Here is an 18,174-nt window from a genome sequence, read left to right on the forward strand (position 1 = left end):
TCTCCTTAGCCGCCGCAGCCGCCGACGGTGACCTTGACCTCTTTGGTCGCGCTGTAGAGCTTGCCGTCGGCCTCCACGATCGCGGTCACGTTGCTGGTCTTGGCCATCTTCAGCCGGTTGGCGATACCTGGAATCGTGCCGTCTGGAATCTTGTAGGAAGCAGCGAGCGCGTTCGGGTTCTCGGCCACGAAGAACGAGATCGAGGTCACCTTGTCGAGCGTCGTCGTCACCGAGATCGGCACCACGCCGCCATTCTCGGCGATCTCGGGCGCATCCAGCTTGACCTTGTCGGAGGGCTCGGCGGTCCTGCCGTAGAGCGCCTCGATGGCGTCGGCCTCGTTCTTCAGCTTGAACGCCTCTTCCGGATATTTGTCGTTGGCCGCCGCGAGCGCGAAGCTTGCGCCAAACGGCAGATTGCCGAGGCCGAGCAGCGCGACCGAGGCCGCGCCCTGAAGGATCAGGCGCCGCGTCGGATGAGAGCCGGTGGTCGTCGTCATCAAAAGTCTCCTCGGCAGTCTCTTGGATGGTCTTTTGGCGTGCCTGACGTCACAGGGTTTGCAGGAAATCGACGATCGCGCTGATCTCCTGGTCGGTCAAAATCCTGTTACGACCGAACGGCGGCATCATGGTCTGCGGATTGCGCTTGGTCTCGTCGAAGATGATCGCGGCCAGCTCGTTGCGATCAGGGTATTTTGATTTGAGGTCCTTCAGCTCCGGGCCGATCGTTCCCGGCAGGTCGCCGCCCTTGATGACGTGGCAGGTCAGGCAGTTGCCCTTGCCGCGGTCGAAGGCGAGCTTCTGGCCTTCGCTGACGGCGGATTGCGCCTGCGCGGAGCTTGCCGCAAGGCCGGCGGCAATGGCCAGCAGGATGGTCAGGACGGGCGTGCGGGGAAAGGCGGTCAAGGCGTCATTCCGAGGCGTTATGTCGATGATCTCGTTCGCGGAAATATAGTGTTCCAAAGCACAAAGGCGATCGCCTGACAATCAAGACTATGCATGCGCCAAAATGGAGTTAATATCTTCCGCATTGCAACTAAAGAGATTATTTGTTCGGCGGATTCGGGCCAGGGGCGCTGGCCTGCTGTTTTCAGGGCGTTTGGGCGCTCGTACTGCTTTCTATCTCGTTCTCGCTTTTTCAAGGGGACCTCAATTGGCTGAATATGTCGTCGAATTTGGCAGGGACGGCGGACGGGTCGAGTCGGATGGACGGCTCGATGCGCCGGCATTTCATCGCAATCACGAGTCGCTCTGGGCGGCGCTGGAAAAGCATCTCGCAGGCACCACCGGCAACGTGGTCGAACTCGGCAGTGGAACCGGGCAGCACGTCGTTCATTTCGCCCGCCACACGCCCGGCCTGATCTGGTGGCCGAGCGACCTCAATCAGCGCCACCTCAAGAGCATCGAGGCCTGGCGCGTTCATTCGGGCCTGCCAAACATCCGCTCGCCGTTGCGGATCGATCTGACCGATCCCGACTGGTGCCCGGAGATGAAAAGCGGGCAGGCACCGACAAGCCTCGCCGCATTGTTCTGCGCCAATGTCATCCACATCGCGCCATGGAGCGTGGCCGAAGGCCTGTTCGCCGGCGCCGGCCGTTATCTGCGTGCCGACGGCAAGCTGTTCCTCTACGGCCCGTTCAAGCGCGATGGCAAGCACACCGCGCTCAGCAACGCCGTGTTCGACACGTCGCTGCGTGAGGGCAATCCGGATTGGGGCGTGCGCGATATCAGCGACGTCGAGAAGTTAGCGCGAGGCGTGGGCCTGCGTCTCGTCGATACGATCGAGATGCCTGCGAACAACCTGACGCTGGTGTTTTCGCGCTAGTACGCAGGAGGTGCGCTCCCTCCCCCGCCTGCGGGGGAGGGTTGGGGAGAGGGTGTCTCACCAACGGGACAATCCCCCAGAGGAGAAAGCCCTCACCCGCCGCGCTCTTCGAGCGCGTCGACCTCTCCCGCAAGCGGGAGAGGTAAGCGGCGCCCTTGGCATGCAGCGATCAAATCAAGATCACGCCTCGCCATCCCGCCACCCGATCTTCTCCTTCAAGAACTGAAAACCGATCACCTCAAAACCCGCGCGCTCCTTGTTGTCCTTGCCGTAGCCATGGCCGCCGGCTTCCGGCTCGTAGAACCAGGCCTCGTATCCCATCGCCTGGAGCTTTGCCGCCATCTTGCGCGCGTGGCCGGGATGGACGCGATCGTCGCGCCGCGTGGTGGCGATCAGGATCGGCGGATAGGGCTGGCTGGCTTTGACGTTGTGATAGGCCGAGTAGGTCTTGAGCCACTCCCATTCCTCGGGCTTATCAGGATCGCCGTATTCCGCGATCCAGCTCGCGCCGGCGAGCAGCTTTGTGTAGCGGCGCATGTCGATCAGCGGGATGGTGCAGAACAGCGCGCCGAAACGCTCGGGATAGCGCACCAGCATGTTGGTGATGAGGATGCCGCCGTTCGAACCGCCCTGCGCGGCGATGCGCTTTGCTTTGGTCACGCCGCGTCGCACGAGATCGGCGGCCACTGCGGCGAAATCGTCATGCGAGAGCTTCTTGCCGGCGAGCCGGCCGGCATCGTGCCAGCGCGTGCCGAACTCGCCGCCGCCGCGCAAATTCGCTTGAACCGTGGTGCCGCCGCGCTCCAGCCACAGCTTGCCGAGCGAGGGGTTGTAATACGGCTTCACGGAATGGGCGAAGCCACCATAGGCGCTCATATAGACCGGCGCATCGCCGGTCTCCCCGGCGGGGCCGGTCTGCACATAGGGAATGCGCTCGCCGTCGATCGAGACTGCTTCGTGCTGCGTCACCACGAGGCCGTCGGCGGTGAAAGTCTTCGGCGCTTGCTTCAACACGGTCGGACTTGCAACGCCGCGCGCGATCAACAGCATCGATGGTGGCGTGAGCGGATCCTGCACATTGGCGAGCAGATCGCCATTGCTCTCGGACGGATGGCGATCAAGCGGCCAGATGTCGACGACGCCAATCTGCGGCAGACCAGGAAGTGCCTCGCGGCTCCACCCATTGGCGGAAGGCGTGCAGACATCGAAGCGCGGCCTGAGCTCGTCGAGGATCGACAGCACCAGCCGGCCCGCTGTCCAGAAGAAGCCTTGCACGGCCCGGCGAGGCGCCGGCTCGAACAGCACCGTAAATTCGCGGCTGCCCGCCAGAAGGGCCGAGAGCGATATGCCAAGCACGGCATCCGCCTCGTACGTTCGTCCGGCCACGGACCAATCCGCGCGCGGCTTGATCGCGAGCCAGTCGCCATGGGTTTGCAGCTCGATGTTGGTGGGGAGGTCTATCTTTGAGGTGGGGCCGGTCTCGTCTCCGATCGAGACACTGTAGTTGAAGAAATCCAGCATGCGGCCAAACCATATGATTCGATCCGGCGTCATGCGATCGATATGGCCATACGCCGCCATGTCGCTCGCCGAGGCTTCGAACAGCACCGTCGCTTGTTCGATCGATTGGCCGCGCCGCCAAAGCCGCACGGTCCGTGCATAGCCAGATGTCGTCGCCATGCCTTCGCCATGCGCGCTCGACAGCAGCAGCGTATCGGCATCGAGCCAGTCCGCGCCGCCCTTGGCTTCCGGCAGCGTAAAGCCGTCGGCGACGAAGCTCTTGGTAGCGAGATCGAACTCGCGCAAGGTGACGGCATCGCTGCCGCCGCGCGACAGGCTCAAAATCGCCCGCGCGCTTCCCGGCGTCGTGGCGATCCCGCTGAGCAGCCAGTCTTCACCCTCGCTCGCTGCGAGCTTGTCGATGTCCAGCATGATCTCCCACGCCGGATGCGGTTTTCGAAACTCCGCCAGCGTGGTCCGCCGCCACAGGCCGCGCGGATTGGTGGCGTCCTTCCAGAGGTTGTGCAGATCGTTGCCGCGCCGGCTGACATAGGGGATGTTGTCGGGACGATCGTAGATCGCCGCGAGGATGTCGCGATCGCGCGCGAAGGCCGCTCCGCCGAATGCTTGAAGCGTCAGTTGATTCTGCCGTTCGACGAAATCGAGCGCCTGCGTGCCTTCGATCTCCTCGAGCCAGAGCCAGGGATCGTCGTCGGGAGCGCTGAGCGTGGGCCTGTCGTCGACGGACATGAACGAAACTCCTGAAGTGGCGGCGGATAGGATTTGATCGAGCGCAAGCCGTCAAGGGTACGCTCCGGTATCATCGGCCCGATTGCGTCAGAGGCATGGCCTGCGCCCGTTTGCGCCGGTTGCTCGCCCTCCCGCACCCCTCCATAGTGCCGGGAATCAACCAAGCCTTTCGGGCGGAAATGCCGATGCTAGACGTGACTTCAGCCAATGAGATCGCCGCCGACGCGCGGGTGCGTGCCAATGTGGTGCGCCTGGCCGCAGCGCAGGCGCTGACCGGTGCCAATTCGGCGGTGATCTTCGCGACCGGCGCGATCGTCGGCGCCACGCTCGCGCCCGACATGTCGTTCGCGACCGTGCCGATCTCGATGTATGTGGTCGGCCTCGCCGCCGGCACGCTGCCGACCGGCGCGATCTCGCGCCGCTTCGGCCGCCGCGTGGCCTTCATCGTCGGCACGGGCCTTGGCATGCTCACCGGTCTGTGCGGCTCGTTCGCGATCCTGCACGGCTCGTTCGCGCTGTTCTGCGTCGCGACCTTCCTCGGCGGCCTCTATGGCTCCGTGGCGCAATCCTATCGCTTCGCAGCTGCCGACGGTGCCAGCGCGGCCTACCGGCCGAAAGCCGTGTCCTGGGTGATGGCGGGCGGCGTGTTCGCCGGCGTGCTCGGTCCGCAGCTCGTGCAATGGACCATGGATGTCTGGCAGCCCTACCTGTTCGCCTTCAGCTTTCTGGTGCAGGCGGCCGTCGCGCTGATCGCAATGGGCATCGTCGCCGGCGTCGACATGCCGAAGCCGGCGCCGGCCGATCTGCATGGCGGCCGGCCGCTGCTCACCATCGTGAGCCAGCCGCGCTTCATCGCAGCGGCGCTGTGCGGCGTGATCTCCTATCCCATGATGAATCTGGTGATGACTTCGGCGCCGCTCGCCATGAAGCTGTGCGGCCTCAGCCTCAGCGATTCCAATTTCGGCATTCAATGGCACATCGTCGCCATGTACGGCCCGAGCTTCTTCACCGGCGCGCTGATCGCGCGTTTCGGTGCGCCCAAAGTCGTTGCGGCCGGCCTGCTGCTGGAAGCAGGTGCAGCCACCATCGGTCTCTCCGGCATCACCGCGATGCACTTCTGGGCGACGCTGATCGTGCTCGGTATCGGCTGGAATTTCTCCTTCATCGGCGCCTCCGCTTTGGTGCTGGAGACGCACCGGCCGCAGGAGCGCAACAAGGTGCAGGCCTTCAACGATTTCCTCGTGTTCGGCATGATGGCGATCGGCTCGTTCTCCTCCGGGCAATTGCTCGCCAATTACGGCTGGTCCGCGGTGAACATGGTGGTGTTCCCGCCGGTGGTGCTTGGTCTTGCCGTGCTCTCGCTCATCTCCTACAGCCGCCGCCGCAAGGCGCGGCTGGAGGCGGCGATGGGCGAGTTCCCGGACGCGATCTGAGGTGGCGGGAGGCTGTCAGCAACGTTGATACTTCGATCCAGCTCGAAGTGATTTTCTGCCCTCACATCGTTACATGATGGCCGTCATGGACAGAAAATCGCAACGCGGGGGACGCGAAGGAGAAGCGCAAATGCTCGACAATCCCCGGCACGCAACTCGCATCGACGAATCCTCGCTCGGCTACGAAGGCTGGCGCATCGTCGCGGTCTGCTTCCTGCTCGCGACCTTCGGCTGGGGGCTCGGCTTCTACGGCCAGAGCGTCTATGTCGCCGAACTCCAGCGCGCGCGGGGCTGGCCAACCTCGCTGGTCTCCGCAGGGACCACGTTCTTCTATCTGTTCGGCGCACTGCTCGTCGTCTTCGTCGGCGAGGCCGTCAGGAAATATGGGCCGCGGCTTTGTCTCATCGCTGGCACGCTGGCGATGGCAGCCGCCGCTGTCGCGATCGGCGCGGTGCGCGAGCCATGGCAGCTGTATCTCGCCGATGCCGTGCTCGCCTTCGGCTGGGCCGGCACGAGCCTCGCCATGATCACCAACACGATCAGTCTATGGTTTGATCAGAAGCGCGGCATGGCGATCAGCCTCGCGCTGAACGGCGCCAGCTTTGGCGGCATCGTCGGCGTGCCGTTGCTGGTGACGCTGATCGGCCATGTCGGCTTTGCAAGCTCGATGTACGCCGCCGCCGGCGCCATGCTGGTGCTGCTGTTGCCGGTGATCCTGTTCGTCGTTGGCCACCCGCCCGATCTTCACGGCTGGCACGCGACGGCGAAGGCAAAGCCGCAATCCTCAAGCGAGATCCGCGCCTGGGCGCTGCGTGATGTCGGCTTCCTCACGGTGACCATTGCCTTTGCTTTGGTGCTGTTCGCGCAAGTCGGCTTCATCGTGCACCTGATCTCGTTCCTCGATCCCGTGATCGGCCGCGAACGCGCCGCCGTGGCCGTCGCGGTGTTGACCGCGATGGCGGTGGTCGGCCGGGTGCTGTTCTCGATGGTGATCGACCGCCTCAACCAGCGGCTTGCGTCTGCGCTGTCGTTCCTGAGTCAGGCTGCGGCGTTGTGCGTCGTCATCAACGTCCACCACGACTATGTGCTGATCGCGGCTTGCGCGGTGTTCGGTTTCTCGGTCGGCAACCTCATCACGCTGCCGTCGCTGATCGTGCAGCAGGAGTTCGACAGTGCCTCGTTCGGCGTGCTGATCAGTTTGAATACGGCGATCAACCAGGTGACGTATGCGTTCGGCCCGGGCATCGTCGGGGCCTTGCGCGATTGGTCCGGCGGATATTCGCTGCCGTTCTATCTCTGCATCGCGCTGGAGGTGACGGCGGCGGCGCTGATCATGGTACGGGGCAAACCAAAAACAAAGCTCTCGTAGGGTGGGCAAAGGCGCGTAGCGCCGTGCCCACGATTAGGTTTTGGTGGGCACGCTCCGCTTTGCCCACCCTACGAGACCTATTCCTCCCGCTGCTTCAGCAGCCCCTCGACATCCAGCCGCTTCGTCAACATCGAGAGCTTGCCGTCCGGACCGAACGGCCATTGCTCCCGCGGCTTGTCCCAATACAACTCCACGCCATTCTGGTCGGGATCGCGCAGATACAGCGCCTCGCTGACGCCGTGGTCGCTGGCACCATCCAGCGCGATGCCGGCCGAGAGCACGCGATGCAGCGCATCCGCCAGCGCTGGCCGCGTCGGATAGAGGATCGCGGTGTGGAATAGCCCGGTCGTCCCCGGCGGCGGCGGCGAGCCGCCCTTGCTTTCCCAGGTGTTGAGCCCGATGTGGTGATGATAGCCGCCGGCCGAGATGAAGGCCGCGCCGGAGCCCATGCGTTGCATCAGCTCGAAACCGAGCACGCCGCAATAGAAGCCGAGCGCGCGATCGAGATCGGCGACCTTGAGGTGGACGTGGCCGATCCTGGTGCCAGCGGCGACGGCGGGGCTTTGCGACATGGTGTTGCTCCGTTGATCAACTCCAGATAGGTCCGGCTTCGGGACAGCGCTACGGGCCTATCCCGAAACCCAGCGTTTCCGGATGCGAAACTATCACAGCTCGCGCACCTCGCCCTCGGGCAGCTCGAACTCAAACGTATTCAGCGTCATCGATACCATTGTGTAATAGCCGCACAGCCCGATCACCTCCACGACGCCGCGCTCGCCGAGCAGCTTCACCGCCGCATCATAGAGACCCTTCTCGACGCCGTGGCCCTCATGCAGCGATTTTGCGAAATCGTAGATCATCTTGCCCTTGGGATCGTCGAACTCTGGCGTGCGGCGGTCGCGGATCGCGTCGATGATTTCAGGGGCCATGCCGCCGGCAAGCGCGAGGCGCTTATGCGCGTACCATTCATAATGTGCGGTCCAGTGCCGCGCGGTCACCAGGATCGCAATCTCCGAAAGTTTTGCCGGGAAGATCGTGTCGTACCGCAGCACCTCGCCGAGCCGCGTGGCATGACGGGCCATGTCGGGGCTGTTGAGCCAGGCCATCATCGGCGCGGGCGGCTTGCCGCGCTTGCCGGCAATCGACTCGTCATAAGTCTGCCGCTGGCTCTCGTTCATTTCGCCAGGCGAAAGAAGTTTCAGGCGCATTCTCGTTTCCTCTTTGTTTTCAAGCACCGTCGTGACCTCGACTATAGCCGATGCGCGCCACGGAAGTGGTTGAATTCCGCAAGGCGATGGCCCAGAGTCGCGTCCAACAAGCCTGTGATGATTGATGGAAACGACCAATGAGCGAGACTGAAGACGTCGATCTCGAACAATTCCGCAACGAGACGCGCGCCTGGCTGGAATCCAATTGCCCGCCGGAGATGCGCAAGCCCGCGACGTCAGATGCCGACGTGTTCTGGGGCGGACGCAATACGAAATTCGCATCCGAGCCGCAGCGCATCTGGTTCGAGCGCATGCGCGACAAGGGCTGGACCGTACCGGATTGGCCGAAAGAATATGGCGGTGGTGGCCTCAGCGCCGCCGAGCACAAGGTGCTGCGCGCGGAAATGGGAAGAATCGGCGCCCGTCCGCCGCTGTCGAGTTTTGGCATCTGGATGCTCGGGCCGGCGCTGCTGAAATACGGCAACGAGGCGCAGAAGAAAGAGCACCTGCCGAAAATCGCAGCGGGGCTGATCCGCTGGTGCCAGGGCTATTCCGAGCCGAACGCCGGCTCCGATCTCGCTTCGCTCCAGACCCGCGCCGAGAGCGACGGCGACGATTTCGTCATCACGGGCTCGAAGATCTGGACCTCCTACGCCAACTACGCCGATTGGATATTCTGCCTCGTGCGCACCGACTCGGCTGCGAAGAAGCACGACGGCATCAGCTTCATCCTGTTCGACATGAATTCGAAGGGCGTGACGACCAAGCCGATCCTGCTGATATCAGGCTACTCGCCGTTCTGCGAAACCTTCTTCGACGGTGTCCGCGTGCCGAAATCGCATGTGGTCGGCACCGTCAATCGCGGCTGGGACGTCGCGAAATATCTGCTCCAGCACGAGCGCGCGATGATCTCGGGTATGGGCGAGCGCGGCGTCGGCCGTCCGCTCGGCCAGATCGCGGCCGACTCGGTCGGCTCCGATGCGCAAGGCAAGCTGGATGATTCCATGCTGCGCGGCCGGATCGCCAGCTTCGATGTCGATGAAGCCGCACTTGCGGCCTGCGCCGAGCGCGCCGTCGATCTCGCCAAAGCCGGTCAGGCGCATCCGGCGTTCTCGTCGGCGATGAAATATTACGGCACCGAGCTCAACAAGCGCCGCTACGAAATCCTGATGTCGGCCGGCGGCGTCGATGCGCTGGAATGGGAGAGCGAACGCTCCCGCCAAGGCGCGCGCCCACGTGCGTGGCTGCGCACCAAGGCCAACTCGATCGAGGGCGGCACCACGGAGGTGATGCTCGGCATCGTCGCCAAGCGCATCCTGGATCTGCCGGGGGCGTAGCCGCCGTCATTCCGGGGCGCGCATAGCGCGAGCCCGGAATCCATCAGGCGGCATTCTCTGCGGTGGAATGGATTCCGGGCCCGGCCCTTCGGGCCATCCCGGAATGACGAAGACAAATAGATTTCGAATCGGAAACACCACCATGGCCCTCGTCCTCACCGAAGAACAATCGATGCTCCGCGACAGCGCGCGCGGGCTGATCAGCGACAAGGCGCCGGTGTCGCATTTGCGGTCCTTGCGCGATTCCAGAGACCCTGCCGGCTTCTCGAAAGAGCTGTGGCATTCCTTCGCCGAGATGGGCTTTGCCGGCCTCTTGGTGCCGGAAGAGTTCGGCGGCAGCGGTCTCGGCTTCATGGAAGCCGGAATCGTGATGGAGGAGATCGGCCGCACCTTGATGCCGTCGCCCTTCCTCGCCACCAGCGTGGTCGCGGCCTCGGCCCTGAACCGCGGCGGCAACGCCGCGCAGAAGTCCGAATATCTGCCGAAGGTTTCCAACGGTTCGCTGCTCGCAACGCTCGCGATCGACGAGGGCGCAAAGCATCGCCCGCTCCAGACCAGCTTGCAGGCCGTGCGCGCCGGCAACGGTTTCAAGCTTTCCGGCGCCAAGGCACTGGTGGTTGACGGCCACGTCGCCGATCTCTTCATCATCGCCGCGCGCACCGCGGGCGCCGCCGGCGAGCGCGAGGGATTGACGCTGTTCCTGGTGAACCCCAAGGCCAAGGGCGTTTCGATCGAGCGCACCATCATGGTCGACGCGCACAATGCGGCGCGGATCGAGCTTGCCAATGTCGAGGTCAATGCCGACAGCGTGCTCGGCGAGGTCGATCAGGGCGCGGCCCTGCTCGACGGCGTGCTCGATATCGGCCGCGGCGCGGTCGCCGCCGAAATGGTCGGCTTGAGCGAAGAAGTCTTCAATCGCACCGTCGAGTACCTCAAGAACAGAAAGCAGTTCGGCAAGCTGATCGGCGAATTCCAGGCGCTGCAGCACCGCGCCGCCGAGCTCTATGTCGACATCGAGATCACCCGCGCCGCCACCATGAAGGCGCTGCAGGCGCTGGATACCGATGTCGCCAAGGCCGCATCAAGCGTCGCCGTGGCAAAGGCCCGCGCCGGCACCACCGCCACGCGCGCGGTGCAGGAGGGCGTGCAGATGCATGGCGGCATGGGCATGACCGACCAGTTCGACATCGGCTTCTTCATGAAGCGCGCACGGGTGTGCGAGGAATTGTTCGGGGACGCGAGCTACCACACCGAGCAGCTGGCGCGGGCGCGGGGGTATTGAGCTCGTAGAACTCTCGTAGGGTGGGTTACGCCGAGCGACTGCGCTACGCGCAGCCGCAGGGCTAGCCCACCCTACTCGCTAAGCCAGGACGACACGAGTCTACCGCATCGGCGGCGCATACTGCACGCCACCCGCGTTCCACAGCTGGTTCATCCCGCGCGGGATCTTCAGCTTCGACTTCTCGCCGATATTGCGCTCGTACATCTCGCCGTAATTGCCGACGTTTCGGATGATGCGGACGACCCAGTCCTTGGTGAGGCCGAGCTGCTCGCCGTAATTGCCTTCGGTGCCGACCAGCCGCATCACTTCCGGCTTCTTCGACTTCAGGGCCTCGTCGATGTTCTCCGAGGTGACGCCGAGCTCTTCCGCGTTGATCATGGCGTAGAGCGTCCACTTCACGATCATCATCCAGTCGTCGTCGCGCTGCCGCACGACGGGGGCGAGCGGCTCCTTGGAGATCATGTCCGGCAGGATCATGCTGTCGCCGGGCTTGGAAAGATTCAGCCGCAGCGCGTAGAGCTGGGAGACGTCGGCGGAGAGCGTGTCGCACTTGCCGGTGTCGTAGGCCTTCACGACGTCATCCAGCTTGTCGAACTTCACCTCTTCATACTTCATGTTGTTGGCACGGAAGTAGTCGGCGACGTTGAGCAGCGTCGTGGTGCCGGACTGCACGCAGACCTTGCTGCCATCAAGGTCCAGCGAGGTCTCCTTGTTGCGCGCGCGCGGCAGCATGAAGCCAGCCCCGTCGTAATAGGCGACCGCCGGGAAATACAGGTCGTAGTCGAGCTCGCGGGCCATGCTCCAGGTCGAGTTGCGCGAGAGGATGTCGACTTTCCGGCTCTGCAATTCCTTGAAGCGCTCGCTGGCGTCGAGCGGAACGAACTTCGCCTTGCCCGGGTCGTTGAAGATGGCAGCTGCCACCGCGCGGCAGAAATCGACGTCGAAGCCGGTCCAGTTGCCCTTGTCGTCGGGGATCGAGAAGCCCGGCAGGCCCTTGTTGACGCCGCACAGCACTTCACCGCGGCGAACCGTGCGCTTCAGGGTGCGGGTGTCGTAGAACTCGTAGATCACCGCGAGGACGCCGACCAGCACGGCAACCGCGAGCCCGATCAGCAGGCCGCCTCGAAAAGTGCGCATCATGTTGCTCTCTCGAAAAAATCGGGAAAAGGAATTTTGGCGAAGGCGGGGAGCATGATCCGGAGGATCATGCCCAAACCATAGCCCTAGAGTTCGGGCTTCTGCCGGATGACAACCTTGGTGCCGACCGGGACGCGATCATAGAGGTCGGCGACGTCGCGGTTGACCAGCCGGAAGCAGCCCGAGGACACCTTGGTGCCGATCGTGTCGGGCCGGTTGGTGCCGTGGATGCGGTAGACCGTGGTGCCGAGATACATGGCGCGCGCGCCGAGCGGGTTGCCGGGGCCGCCGGCCATGAAGCGCGGCAGATAGGGCTGGCGCTGGATCATCTCCGGCGGCGGCGTCCAGTCCGGCCACTCCTTCTTGTTGGTGATGTTCACCAGCCCCTGCCACTGAAAGCCATCGCGGCCGACGCCGATGCCGTAGCGGATCGCGCGGCCGCCGGGCTGCACCAGATAGAGGTGGCGCTCCGCGGTCGAGATGATGAGGGTGCCCGGCGCTTCGGTGGTGCGGAAGTAGACGACCTGCTTCTGCCATTCCGGGTCGAGCTCATAGGCGTCGTCGGCGACCAGGCCCGGCTCGTCGCCGCGGTCTGGCTGCTGGGCGTAGGCGTGGGGTGCAGACAGAAACAGGCCGATTGCAGCCACGAACGCCCCGGTCAGGCGACGAAAATCCGTCATTTCAAGCTCTCCCCGCTGCCACAGCGCAAATCTGTCGGAACCATCTGAACTCAGGGGCAGCTTCGTGGCAAGTTGATGGCGCGCCCGGCTGGTATGTCACGAGAATGCTTTGGTTTTTTGACGGACCCTTGGCAATGCCACAAACGGGGGATGGCGCGAAAAGCAGTGAGCTGGGCTCGTGCACGGGTTGAGGCGTCCTCGAGCGTGATGGATTGAAGTCAATCGCGTTGGGCCAACACAAGCGCTCTCTCTGTTCCCTCCCCCCTTGTGGGGGAGGAGCAGGGAGGGGGGTGCCACACGGGGACTCCTTCCGTCGCGCGCCGACACTCGAGCCATCGCCAATAACCGACGCCTTTTCCTGGGCTACCCCCCTCCCTAGCCCTCCCCCACAAGGGGGGAGGGAACGCACCTCCGTCGGAGCGCTGGCGGCGTCGCATTTCATCATCAGCTAAATCTTGTTGCTCTCCGCCGGGATCCCCAGCCGCCGCACGATCTCCGTTCCCACCGCGCGGGCCTCCGGCCTCGATCCGATGCGGGGGCTGCGAAACCGTCGCCCGGATCGCAACCTGATCGTGACGATACAATGCTCGTCTTCGGACCGGCCGCGGCGGTCGACGGTGATCGTCTTCACCTCATGCCCCTCGATTTGGTCCGCGCGCGGCTGGCCGTCACCCCAGAGACGTTCGACGCGGATATCGCCCTCGCGGATAATCCAGAAGGCGCCGATCACGAGGTTGGCGTATCGGTAAACCGCGAATGCGGCGAGCGCGCCGAGCGGCAGCAGCAGGAGGTCGACCTGGCTCGGCGGCCATCCGCGCCAGAGCTTGTAGGCGTAGGGCACGGTGGACAAGGCAACGGCGATCAGCGCAACGATCCTGATGTCCCGCGCGGAAAACGCCTCGAGCGGCTCGCCGAGATGCATCTCGGGATTGCTGGCATCGAGCGGATTGACCGGCTCCTCGAAATTGGGGACCTCGAACTGCGCAGCGATCCGGGCCACGGTGTCGCGAACATGGGTGACGTCGGCGATCGGCGGGGAGGTCAGGCGCTCCCCTGAAGCGAGCGTGAAAACAAGTTGAAAGCGGGCCTTCACCCGCTTGCTGCCGGGAACCTGTAACCCCGTGATGTCGTCCTTCGCGACGATCCGCGTGCGGAGCTTTCCGAACGGACTTTGCCGCCCGATCAGGATCTCGGTCGGCGTGATGATCCACACCACCGCCGGCGCCAGCATGATGCCGCCGACGAACCCTGCTCCCACCAGCAGCGCGAGCACGGAGATGATGATTTCCAGGGTGTCGTGCGTGAACAGGCCCGGCGTGAAGCACAGCGCGACGGCCGCCGCAAAGCCGGACATGACCAGCCGCTGCGCGATCGAGGAGCCTTCACGAAGGCGGATGTCGTTGCTGGTGGGGGCGTCGTCCATTGCGGGCGGCTGATTTTCGTCGCCGCGAACCTCCACGCACGGGTCCGTGGAGTCAAGCAACAACGCAGGCCTCCGCATGCGGCGCCAACTCTCGGCCTTCAGCAGCCGAGCCGGTCATTTGGGTGCAAGCCATAGTCTGAGGCCAAACGAAATCAGTGCAACCGTGCCCACCCCGCCAAGCCAGAGAACGGCGAACCACATCAGTCGCCGCGCCAGCGGTCTCGGCTCCGTCTTGCGCGGCATCAATGATAACCGCTCCCGGCCCGGACCTTGCCGCGGAAGACCCAATAGGCCCAGCCGGTATAGCCGAGAATCAGCGGCACCAGTCCGGCGAAGCCGACGAGCATGAAGATCTGGCTGTTCCGGGGCGCGGCCGCCTGCCAGATTGTGATGCTCTGCGGCACGATATAGGGATACATGCTGATGCCCAGCCCGGCATAGGACAGCGCGAACAAGACCAGCGACAGGAAGAACGGCCTGGAGTCCTGTTTCTGCGCGAGGCTGCGCATCAAGAGGGCGGTGACGGCGGCGACCGCGATCGGCACCGGCGCGACCAGGATGACGTTCGGCCAGGCGAACCAGCGCTGCGCATACTGGATGCTGAGAAACGGCGTGGCCAGGCTGACCATTGCGATCGCTGCAAGCATCGCGAACAGCAGGACCCAACTCAGTCGGTAGGCCTTGTCGCGCAGGGCGCCCTCGGTCTTCAGAACGAGCCAGGTGGCGCCCAGCAAGCAATAGCCGATCATCAGGGCGATTCCCGTCAGGAGGCTGAACAGTGTCAGCCAGTCCCACCAGCCGCCCGCGTAATTGCGCCCCTCGACATGCACGCCCTGCAGGATGGCGCCAAGCGCCACGCCTTGGGCCAGCGTCGCCAGCAGCGACCCGCCGGCAAAGGCAATGTCCCAGCGGTTTCGTGCCGCGGTCGTGCGCCAGCGGAATTCGAAGGCGACGCCGCGGAAGATCAATCCAATCAGCATCGCGATGATCGGTGTATAGAGCGCCGGCATCAGCACCGCGTAGGCGAGCGGAAAGGCCGCCATCAAGCCGCCGCCGCCCAGCACCAGCCAGGTCTCGTTGCCATCCCAGACCGGCGCCACGCTGTTCATCATGACGTCGCGGTCGGCCTTGGCGGGAAACAAGGGAAACAGCATGCCGAGGCCGAGATCGAATCCGTCCATCACGATGTAGACGAATACCGCGAAGGCGATGATGAAGGCCCAGACGGTGGCAAGGTCGACGGCGGCCATCATGGCAGCGCCCCCTGTCCCGCAACGCCCGAGGCCGGTGTGATGCCGGCGGCGCGCGCCGGCATGTCGCCGCGCGGCCCTTGCTCGCCGTGATGGGGCGAGGCCGCCATCAGGCGCAGAATGTAGATCGCGCCCGCCGCGAACACGGTGAAATAGACGACGACAAAGGCCAGCAGTGACGAGCCCACCGCGGGCGCGGCCAGTGGCGAGGCGGCGTCCGCCGTCCGCAACAGGCCGTAGACCGTGAAGGGCTGCCGGCCGGTCTCGGTGGTGATCCAGCCCGCGAGCACGGCGATGAATCCGGCCGGACCCATCGACAGCGCGAAGATGTGCAGCGGCCGGGAGACGAACAGCGTACCGCGCCATCGTGTCCACAGGCTGAACAGCCCGAGCCCGAAGATCAGGAAACCGAGCGCTACCATGACGCGGAACGACCAAAACGTGATCGGCACCGGCGGCCAGTTTTCGCGAGGCACGGTATCTAGTCCCGCGAGCGGCGCGTCGAGAGAGTGCTTCAGAATCAGCGACGACAGTTTCGGGATGGCGATCTGATAGCCGACCCTGCCGGCCGCCTGATCGGGCAGGCCGAACAGGACGAGCGGTGCGCCGTCGGGATGGCTCTGGTAATGCCCTTCCATCGCCATCACCTTGGCTGGCTGATGCTCCAGCGTGTTGAGGCCGTGCTGGTCGCCGGCCAGGATCTGGATGGGCGCCACCAGCGCCGCCATCCACATCGCCATCGAGAACATCACCCGTGGGCCGGCAAGATGCGGGTCGCGCAGCAGATGATACGCGCCGACCGCGCCGACCACGAGCGAGGTCGTCAGGTAGGCGGCGAGCACCATATGCACGAGCCGGTAGGGGAACGACGGATTGAAGATCACCTTGAACCAGTCGGCGACCACGAACTGGCCATCGGGATTGACGGCGTATCCCGCTGGCGTCTGCATCCACGAATTGGCGGAGAGGATCCAGAACGCCGAGATCAGCGTGCCGGTCGCGACCATCAGCGTTGCGACGAAGTGCAGCCTCGGACCGACGCGATCGAGACCGAACAGCATCACGCCGAGGAAACCGGCTTCGAGGAAGAATGCGGTCAGCACCTCGTAAGCCATCAACGGACCGATGACCGGTCCGGTCTTGTCCGCGAACCCCGACCAGTTGGTTCCGAACTGGTAGGACATCACAATGCCCGATACCACGCCCATGCCGAACGCGATTGCGAAGATCTTCAGCCAATAGTGAAACAGGTTGAGGAAGACCTCGCGGCCGGTCCACAGCCAGATGGCTTCCAGCACGGCAAGATAGCTCGCAAGCCCGATCGAGAACGCCGGAAATACGATGTGGAACGACATCGTGAATGCAAACTGCGCGCGTGCAAGCACGATTGGGTCAAGGTTCGATAGCATCGGCGCTCCCGTCACAACGCGACAAGTTGTGGCTATGGGGGCGCCGATCTGGCTGCTCAGCTACGCCATCGCGCCCGGCCTATGCATCATGACTCATGCCGTTCTCCCGTCATAGAGGACTCTTTGTCTAACCTGTCCGACCTCAGCTGTTGGCGTTCAGCAGCTTCGCCACGGTGCGGTCGATCTCGTCGTAACGGCCTTCGCCTTCATGCTGGAACACGATCTTGCCGTTCTGGTCGATGATGTATTGCGCCGGCCAATATCGGTTGCTGTAGGCATCCCAGGTCCTGGAATCATTGTCCTGCGCCACCGGGTAGGTGATGCCGTGGCGCTTCAGCGCGGCCTGCACGTTCGAGGCGGAGCGCTCGAACGGGAATTCCGGCGTGTGCACGCCGACCACGATCAGGCCCTTGTCCTTGTATTTGGCGTAGAGCTCGGTGACGTGCGGCAGCGTGTTGACGCAGTTGACGCAGCCATAGGTCCAGAAGTCTACCAGCACGACCTTGCCGCGGAGGCCGGCGATGTTGAGCGGTTTTGAGTTGAACCAGTTGCTGATGCCGGCGAAGTCGGGCGCGGCCTGCTGGCTCGCGGCAGCGACCTGGATCGGTGTTGCGGCAGCGGTGACGACAGGCGTTGCGCGCGCAGCCTCGTCGCAGATGCCGGGGATGACGGCGCCTGTGACGGCGATGCCGATCAGGGCGGCGGAGACTGCGAGCAGTTTGAAAGTCATGGAAATCGTCCTCCGGTTGAGATGCGAGATGTTCACAGGCCGATCTGGCCGGTGGGATAGAAGCCGGTGAGCCACGCCACGATCAGCGTGTCGTATTGGAAATAGGCGGCGACCGCGAAGGCGATCACGACGACACCAAAGCCCTGCTGGAGCCGGGGCGAGATGCGGGCGAGACTGCGCACGCGCGTGGTCGCGGCCTGTCCGCCATAGGCGATCGCCAGCATCGGGATTGCGGCGCCGATGGCGTAGGCGATCAGCAGCACGCTGGCCCAGGCCAAATTCCTGGAGGTCGCAACCAAGGTCAGGATCGAGCCGAGCACGGGGCCGGCGCAGGGCGTCCAGACCAGGCCGAGCGTAGTGCCGAGGATGAGCCCGCCGAGCGCGCCTTCGCGTTGCGTGGCGCTGGTGTTGCCGAGATCGAGCCAGCCATTGAGCCGGATCGACAGCCATTCGAACGGCGCCGGCCACAGCATCAACAGGCCGAAGCCGAGCAGCAGGATCGAGGCGGCCTCGCGCAGCACGTTCGGATCGAAATCAAACAGCCGCGTCAGCGCGCCGAGCAGCAACGCGACTGCGGAGAACGAGACGACGAAGCCGAGCGCGATCATCGCGGGACGCAAATGTCCCGCGCGCCCGATCGAGGCGCCGAGCAGGATCGGCAGCATCGGCAAGGTGCAGGGCGCGGCGATGGTAAGGACACCGGCCAGGACGGCGAAGAGAAGTTCGAGCATCGGGGCACTCGTGAGGAAGGTCACGAGGGCAGTTCGGGTTGGATGTACGGGTCGTTACGTGGCGTCACGCGTTCGTGACGGGAGATGCCTGCCGATCGCGCGGACGGGGCGCT

Annotated in this window: 18 protein-coding genes; 5 read left to right on the forward strand and 13 right to left on the reverse strand. The window is 64.3% G+C overall.

Features of this window, described 5'->3' with window-relative positions:
* Window positions 1–5: 5 nt before the first annotated feature.
* Together soxY and soxX are read right to left on the reverse strand one after the other, a co-directional pair.
* On the reverse strand, window positions 6–497 hold the full coding sequence (soxY, locus tag IVB29_RS22070) for a thiosulfate oxidation carrier protein SoxY (RefSeq protein WP_247505497.1): 492 nt from the start codon (window positions 495–497) through the stop codon (window positions 6–8).
* A 49-nt stretch (window positions 498–546) separates the two neighbouring features.
* Window positions 547–903 (reverse strand): sulfur oxidation c-type cytochrome SoxX, encoded by a 357-nt coding sequence (gene soxX, locus IVB29_RS22075; RefSeq protein ID WP_247505498.1) that lies wholly within the window; start codon window positions 901–903, stop codon window positions 547–549.
* A 247-nt stretch (window positions 904–1,150) separates the two neighbouring features.
* Between soxX and IVB29_RS22080 the strand changes: the two genes are divergently transcribed.
* Window positions 1,151–1,822: a DUF938 domain-containing protein gene (locus tag IVB29_RS22080; RefSeq protein ID WP_247505499.1), complete on the forward strand. Its 672-nt coding sequence runs from the start codon at window positions 1,151–1,153 to the stop codon at window positions 1,820–1,822.
* 180 nt (window positions 1,823–2,002) lie between these two features.
* On the opposite strand, the gene IVB29_RS22085 is transcribed toward IVB29_RS22080, so the two are convergent.
* Window positions 2,003–4,072, reverse strand: coding sequence for a prolyl oligopeptidase family serine peptidase (locus IVB29_RS22085; RefSeq protein WP_247505500.1), 2,070 nt, complete (start codon window positions 4,070–4,072; stop codon window positions 2,003–2,005).
* 185 nt (window positions 4,073–4,257) lie between these two features.
* On the opposite strand from IVB29_RS22085, the gene IVB29_RS22090 reads away from it, so the two are divergent.
* Entirely contained in the window at window positions 4,258–5,505 is a 1,248-nt protein-coding gene (locus tag IVB29_RS22090) for an MFS transporter (RefSeq protein ID WP_247505501.1), read from the forward strand.
* A gap of 130 nt (window positions 5,506–5,635) precedes the next feature.
* Complete coding sequence (locus tag IVB29_RS22095) at window positions 5,636–6,874, forward strand: MFS transporter (protein WP_247505502.1); 1,239 nt, start codon at window positions 5,636–5,638, stop codon at window positions 6,872–6,874.
* A 77-nt stretch (window positions 6,875–6,951) separates the two neighbouring features.
* On the opposite strand, the gene IVB29_RS22100 is transcribed toward IVB29_RS22095, so the two are convergent.
* Window positions 6,952–7,446, reverse strand: a complete 495-nt coding sequence (locus tag IVB29_RS22100; protein ID WP_247505503.1) for a VOC family protein — start codon at window positions 7,444–7,446, stop codon at window positions 6,952–6,954.
* A 93-nt stretch (window positions 7,447–7,539) separates the two neighbouring features.
* A complete protein-coding gene (locus tag IVB29_RS22105; protein WP_247505504.1) occupies window positions 7,540–8,082 on the reverse strand; it encodes a carboxymuconolactone decarboxylase family protein in 543 nt (180 codons plus the stop codon).
* 137 nt (window positions 8,083–8,219) lie between these two features.
* On the opposite strand from IVB29_RS22105, the gene IVB29_RS22110 reads away from it, so the two are divergent.
* Together IVB29_RS22110 and IVB29_RS22115 are read left to right on the forward strand one after the other, a co-directional pair.
* A complete protein-coding gene (locus IVB29_RS22110) occupies window positions 8,220–9,419 on the forward strand; it encodes an acyl-CoA dehydrogenase family protein (protein ID WP_247505505.1) in 1,200 nt (399 codons plus the stop codon).
* A 142-nt stretch (window positions 9,420–9,561) separates the two neighbouring features.
* Window positions 9,562–10,701, forward strand: coding sequence for an acyl-CoA dehydrogenase family protein (locus IVB29_RS22115; RefSeq protein WP_247505506.1), 1,140 nt, complete (start codon window positions 9,562–9,564; stop codon window positions 10,699–10,701).
* Between the two features lie 99 nt (window positions 10,702–10,800).
* On the opposite strand, the gene IVB29_RS22120 is transcribed toward IVB29_RS22115, so the two are convergent.
* From IVB29_RS22120 to IVB29_RS22155, 8 genes are all read right to left on the reverse strand, one after another.
* Window positions 10,801–11,838, reverse strand: a complete 1,038-nt coding sequence (locus IVB29_RS22120; protein WP_247505565.1) for an amino acid ABC transporter substrate-binding protein — start codon at window positions 11,836–11,838, stop codon at window positions 10,801–10,803.
* A gap of 86 nt (window positions 11,839–11,924) precedes the next feature.
* Complete coding sequence (locus IVB29_RS22125; protein ID WP_247505507.1) at window positions 11,925–12,518, reverse strand: L,D-transpeptidase; 594 nt, start codon at window positions 12,516–12,518, stop codon at window positions 11,925–11,927.
* Window positions 12,519–12,966: 448 nt separating this feature from the next.
* Entirely contained in the window at window positions 12,967–13,941 is a 975-nt protein-coding gene (locus tag IVB29_RS22130) for a hypothetical protein (protein ID WP_247505508.1), read from the reverse strand.
* Between the two features lie 114 nt (window positions 13,942–14,055).
* The gene (locus IVB29_RS22135) at window positions 14,056–14,184 is read right to left on the reverse strand and encodes a DUF2474 domain-containing protein (RefSeq protein ID WP_247505509.1); all 129 of its coding nucleotides are present in this window, start codon (window positions 14,182–14,184) and stop codon (window positions 14,056–14,058) included.
* Window positions 14,184–15,194, reverse strand: a complete 1,011-nt coding sequence (cydB, locus tag IVB29_RS22140) for a cytochrome d ubiquinol oxidase subunit II (RefSeq protein WP_247505510.1) — start codon at window positions 15,192–15,194, stop codon at window positions 14,184–14,186. The genes IVB29_RS22135 and cydB overlap by 1 nt, the downstream gene beginning before the upstream one ends.
* The gene (locus IVB29_RS22145) at window positions 15,191–16,600 is read right to left on the reverse strand and encodes a cytochrome ubiquinol oxidase subunit I (RefSeq protein WP_247505511.1); all 1,410 of its coding nucleotides are present in this window, start codon (window positions 16,598–16,600) and stop codon (window positions 15,191–15,193) included. The genes cydB and IVB29_RS22145 overlap by 4 nt, the downstream gene beginning before the upstream one ends.
* A 142-nt stretch (window positions 16,601–16,742) precedes the next feature.
* Entirely contained in the window at window positions 16,743–17,330 is a 588-nt protein-coding gene (locus tag IVB29_RS22150; RefSeq protein ID WP_247505512.1) for a thioredoxin family protein, read from the reverse strand.
* A 32-nt stretch (window positions 17,331–17,362) separates the two neighbouring features.
* A complete protein-coding gene (locus IVB29_RS22155; protein WP_247505513.1) occupies window positions 17,363–18,061 on the reverse strand; it encodes a cytochrome c biogenesis CcdA family protein in 699 nt (232 codons plus the stop codon).
* Window positions 18,062–18,174 lie beyond the last annotated feature (113 nt).

The organism is Bradyrhizobium sp. 1 (assembly GCF_023073315.1).
Classification (GTDB): domain Bacteria; phylum Pseudomonadota; class Alphaproteobacteria; order Rhizobiales; family Xanthobacteraceae; genus Bradyrhizobium.

Bases quoted from the DNA above. Each gene is read 5' to 3' on its own strand.
- IVB29_RS22155 (WP_247505513.1), bottom strand. From the start codon at position 18,061: ATGCTCGAACTTCTCTTCGCCGTCCTGGCCGGTGTCCTTACCATCGCC.
- IVB29_RS22150 (WP_247505512.1), bottom strand. From the start codon at position 17,330: ATGACTTTCAAACTGCTCGCAGTCTCCGCCGCCCTGATCGGCATCGCC.
- IVB29_RS22095 (WP_247505502.1), top strand. From the start codon at position 5,636: ATGCTCGACAATCCCCGGCACGCAACTCGCATCGACGAATCCTCGCTC.
- IVB29_RS22125 (WP_247505507.1), bottom strand. From the start codon at position 12,518: ATGACGGATTTTCGTCGCCTGACCGGGGCGTTCGTGGCTGCAATCGGC.
- IVB29_RS22115 (WP_247505506.1), top strand. From the start codon at position 9,562: ATGGCCCTCGTCCTCACCGAAGAACAATCGATGCTCCGCGACAGCGCG.
- IVB29_RS22130 (WP_247505508.1), bottom strand. From the start codon at position 13,941: ATGGACGACGCCCCCACCAGCAACGACATCCGCCTTCGTGAAGGCTCC.
- IVB29_RS22105 (WP_247505504.1), bottom strand. From the start codon at position 8,082: ATGCGCCTGAAACTTCTTTCGCCTGGCGAAATGAACGAGAGCCAGCGG.
- IVB29_RS22135 (WP_247505509.1), bottom strand. From the start codon at position 14,184: ATGCCGCGCAAGACGGAGCCGAGACCGCTGGCGCGGCGACTGATGTGG.
- IVB29_RS22120 (WP_247505565.1), bottom strand. From the start codon at position 11,838: ATGCGCACTTTTCGAGGCGGCCTGCTGATCGGGCTCGCGGTTGCCGTG.
- soxY (WP_247505497.1), bottom strand. From the start codon at position 497: ATGACGACGACCACCGGCTCTCATCCGACGCGGCGCCTGATCCTTCAG.
- IVB29_RS22145 (WP_247505511.1), bottom strand. From the start codon at position 16,600: ATGCTATCGAACCTTGACCCAATCGTGCTTGCACGCGCGCAGTTTGCA.
- IVB29_RS22085 (WP_247505500.1), bottom strand. From the start codon at position 4,072: ATGTCCGTCGACGACAGGCCCACGCTCAGCGCTCCCGACGACGATCCC.
- IVB29_RS22090 (WP_247505501.1), top strand. From the start codon at position 4,258: ATGCTAGACGTGACTTCAGCCAATGAGATCGCCGCCGACGCGCGGGTG.
- IVB29_RS22100 (WP_247505503.1), bottom strand. From the start codon at position 7,446: ATGTCGCAAAGCCCCGCCGTCGCCGCTGGCACCAGGATCGGCCACGTC.
- IVB29_RS22110 (WP_247505505.1), top strand. From the start codon at position 8,220: ATGAGCGAGACTGAAGACGTCGATCTCGAACAATTCCGCAACGAGACG.
- cydB (WP_247505510.1), bottom strand. From the start codon at position 15,194: ATGATGGCCGCCGTCGACCTTGCCACCGTCTGGGCCTTCATCATCGCC.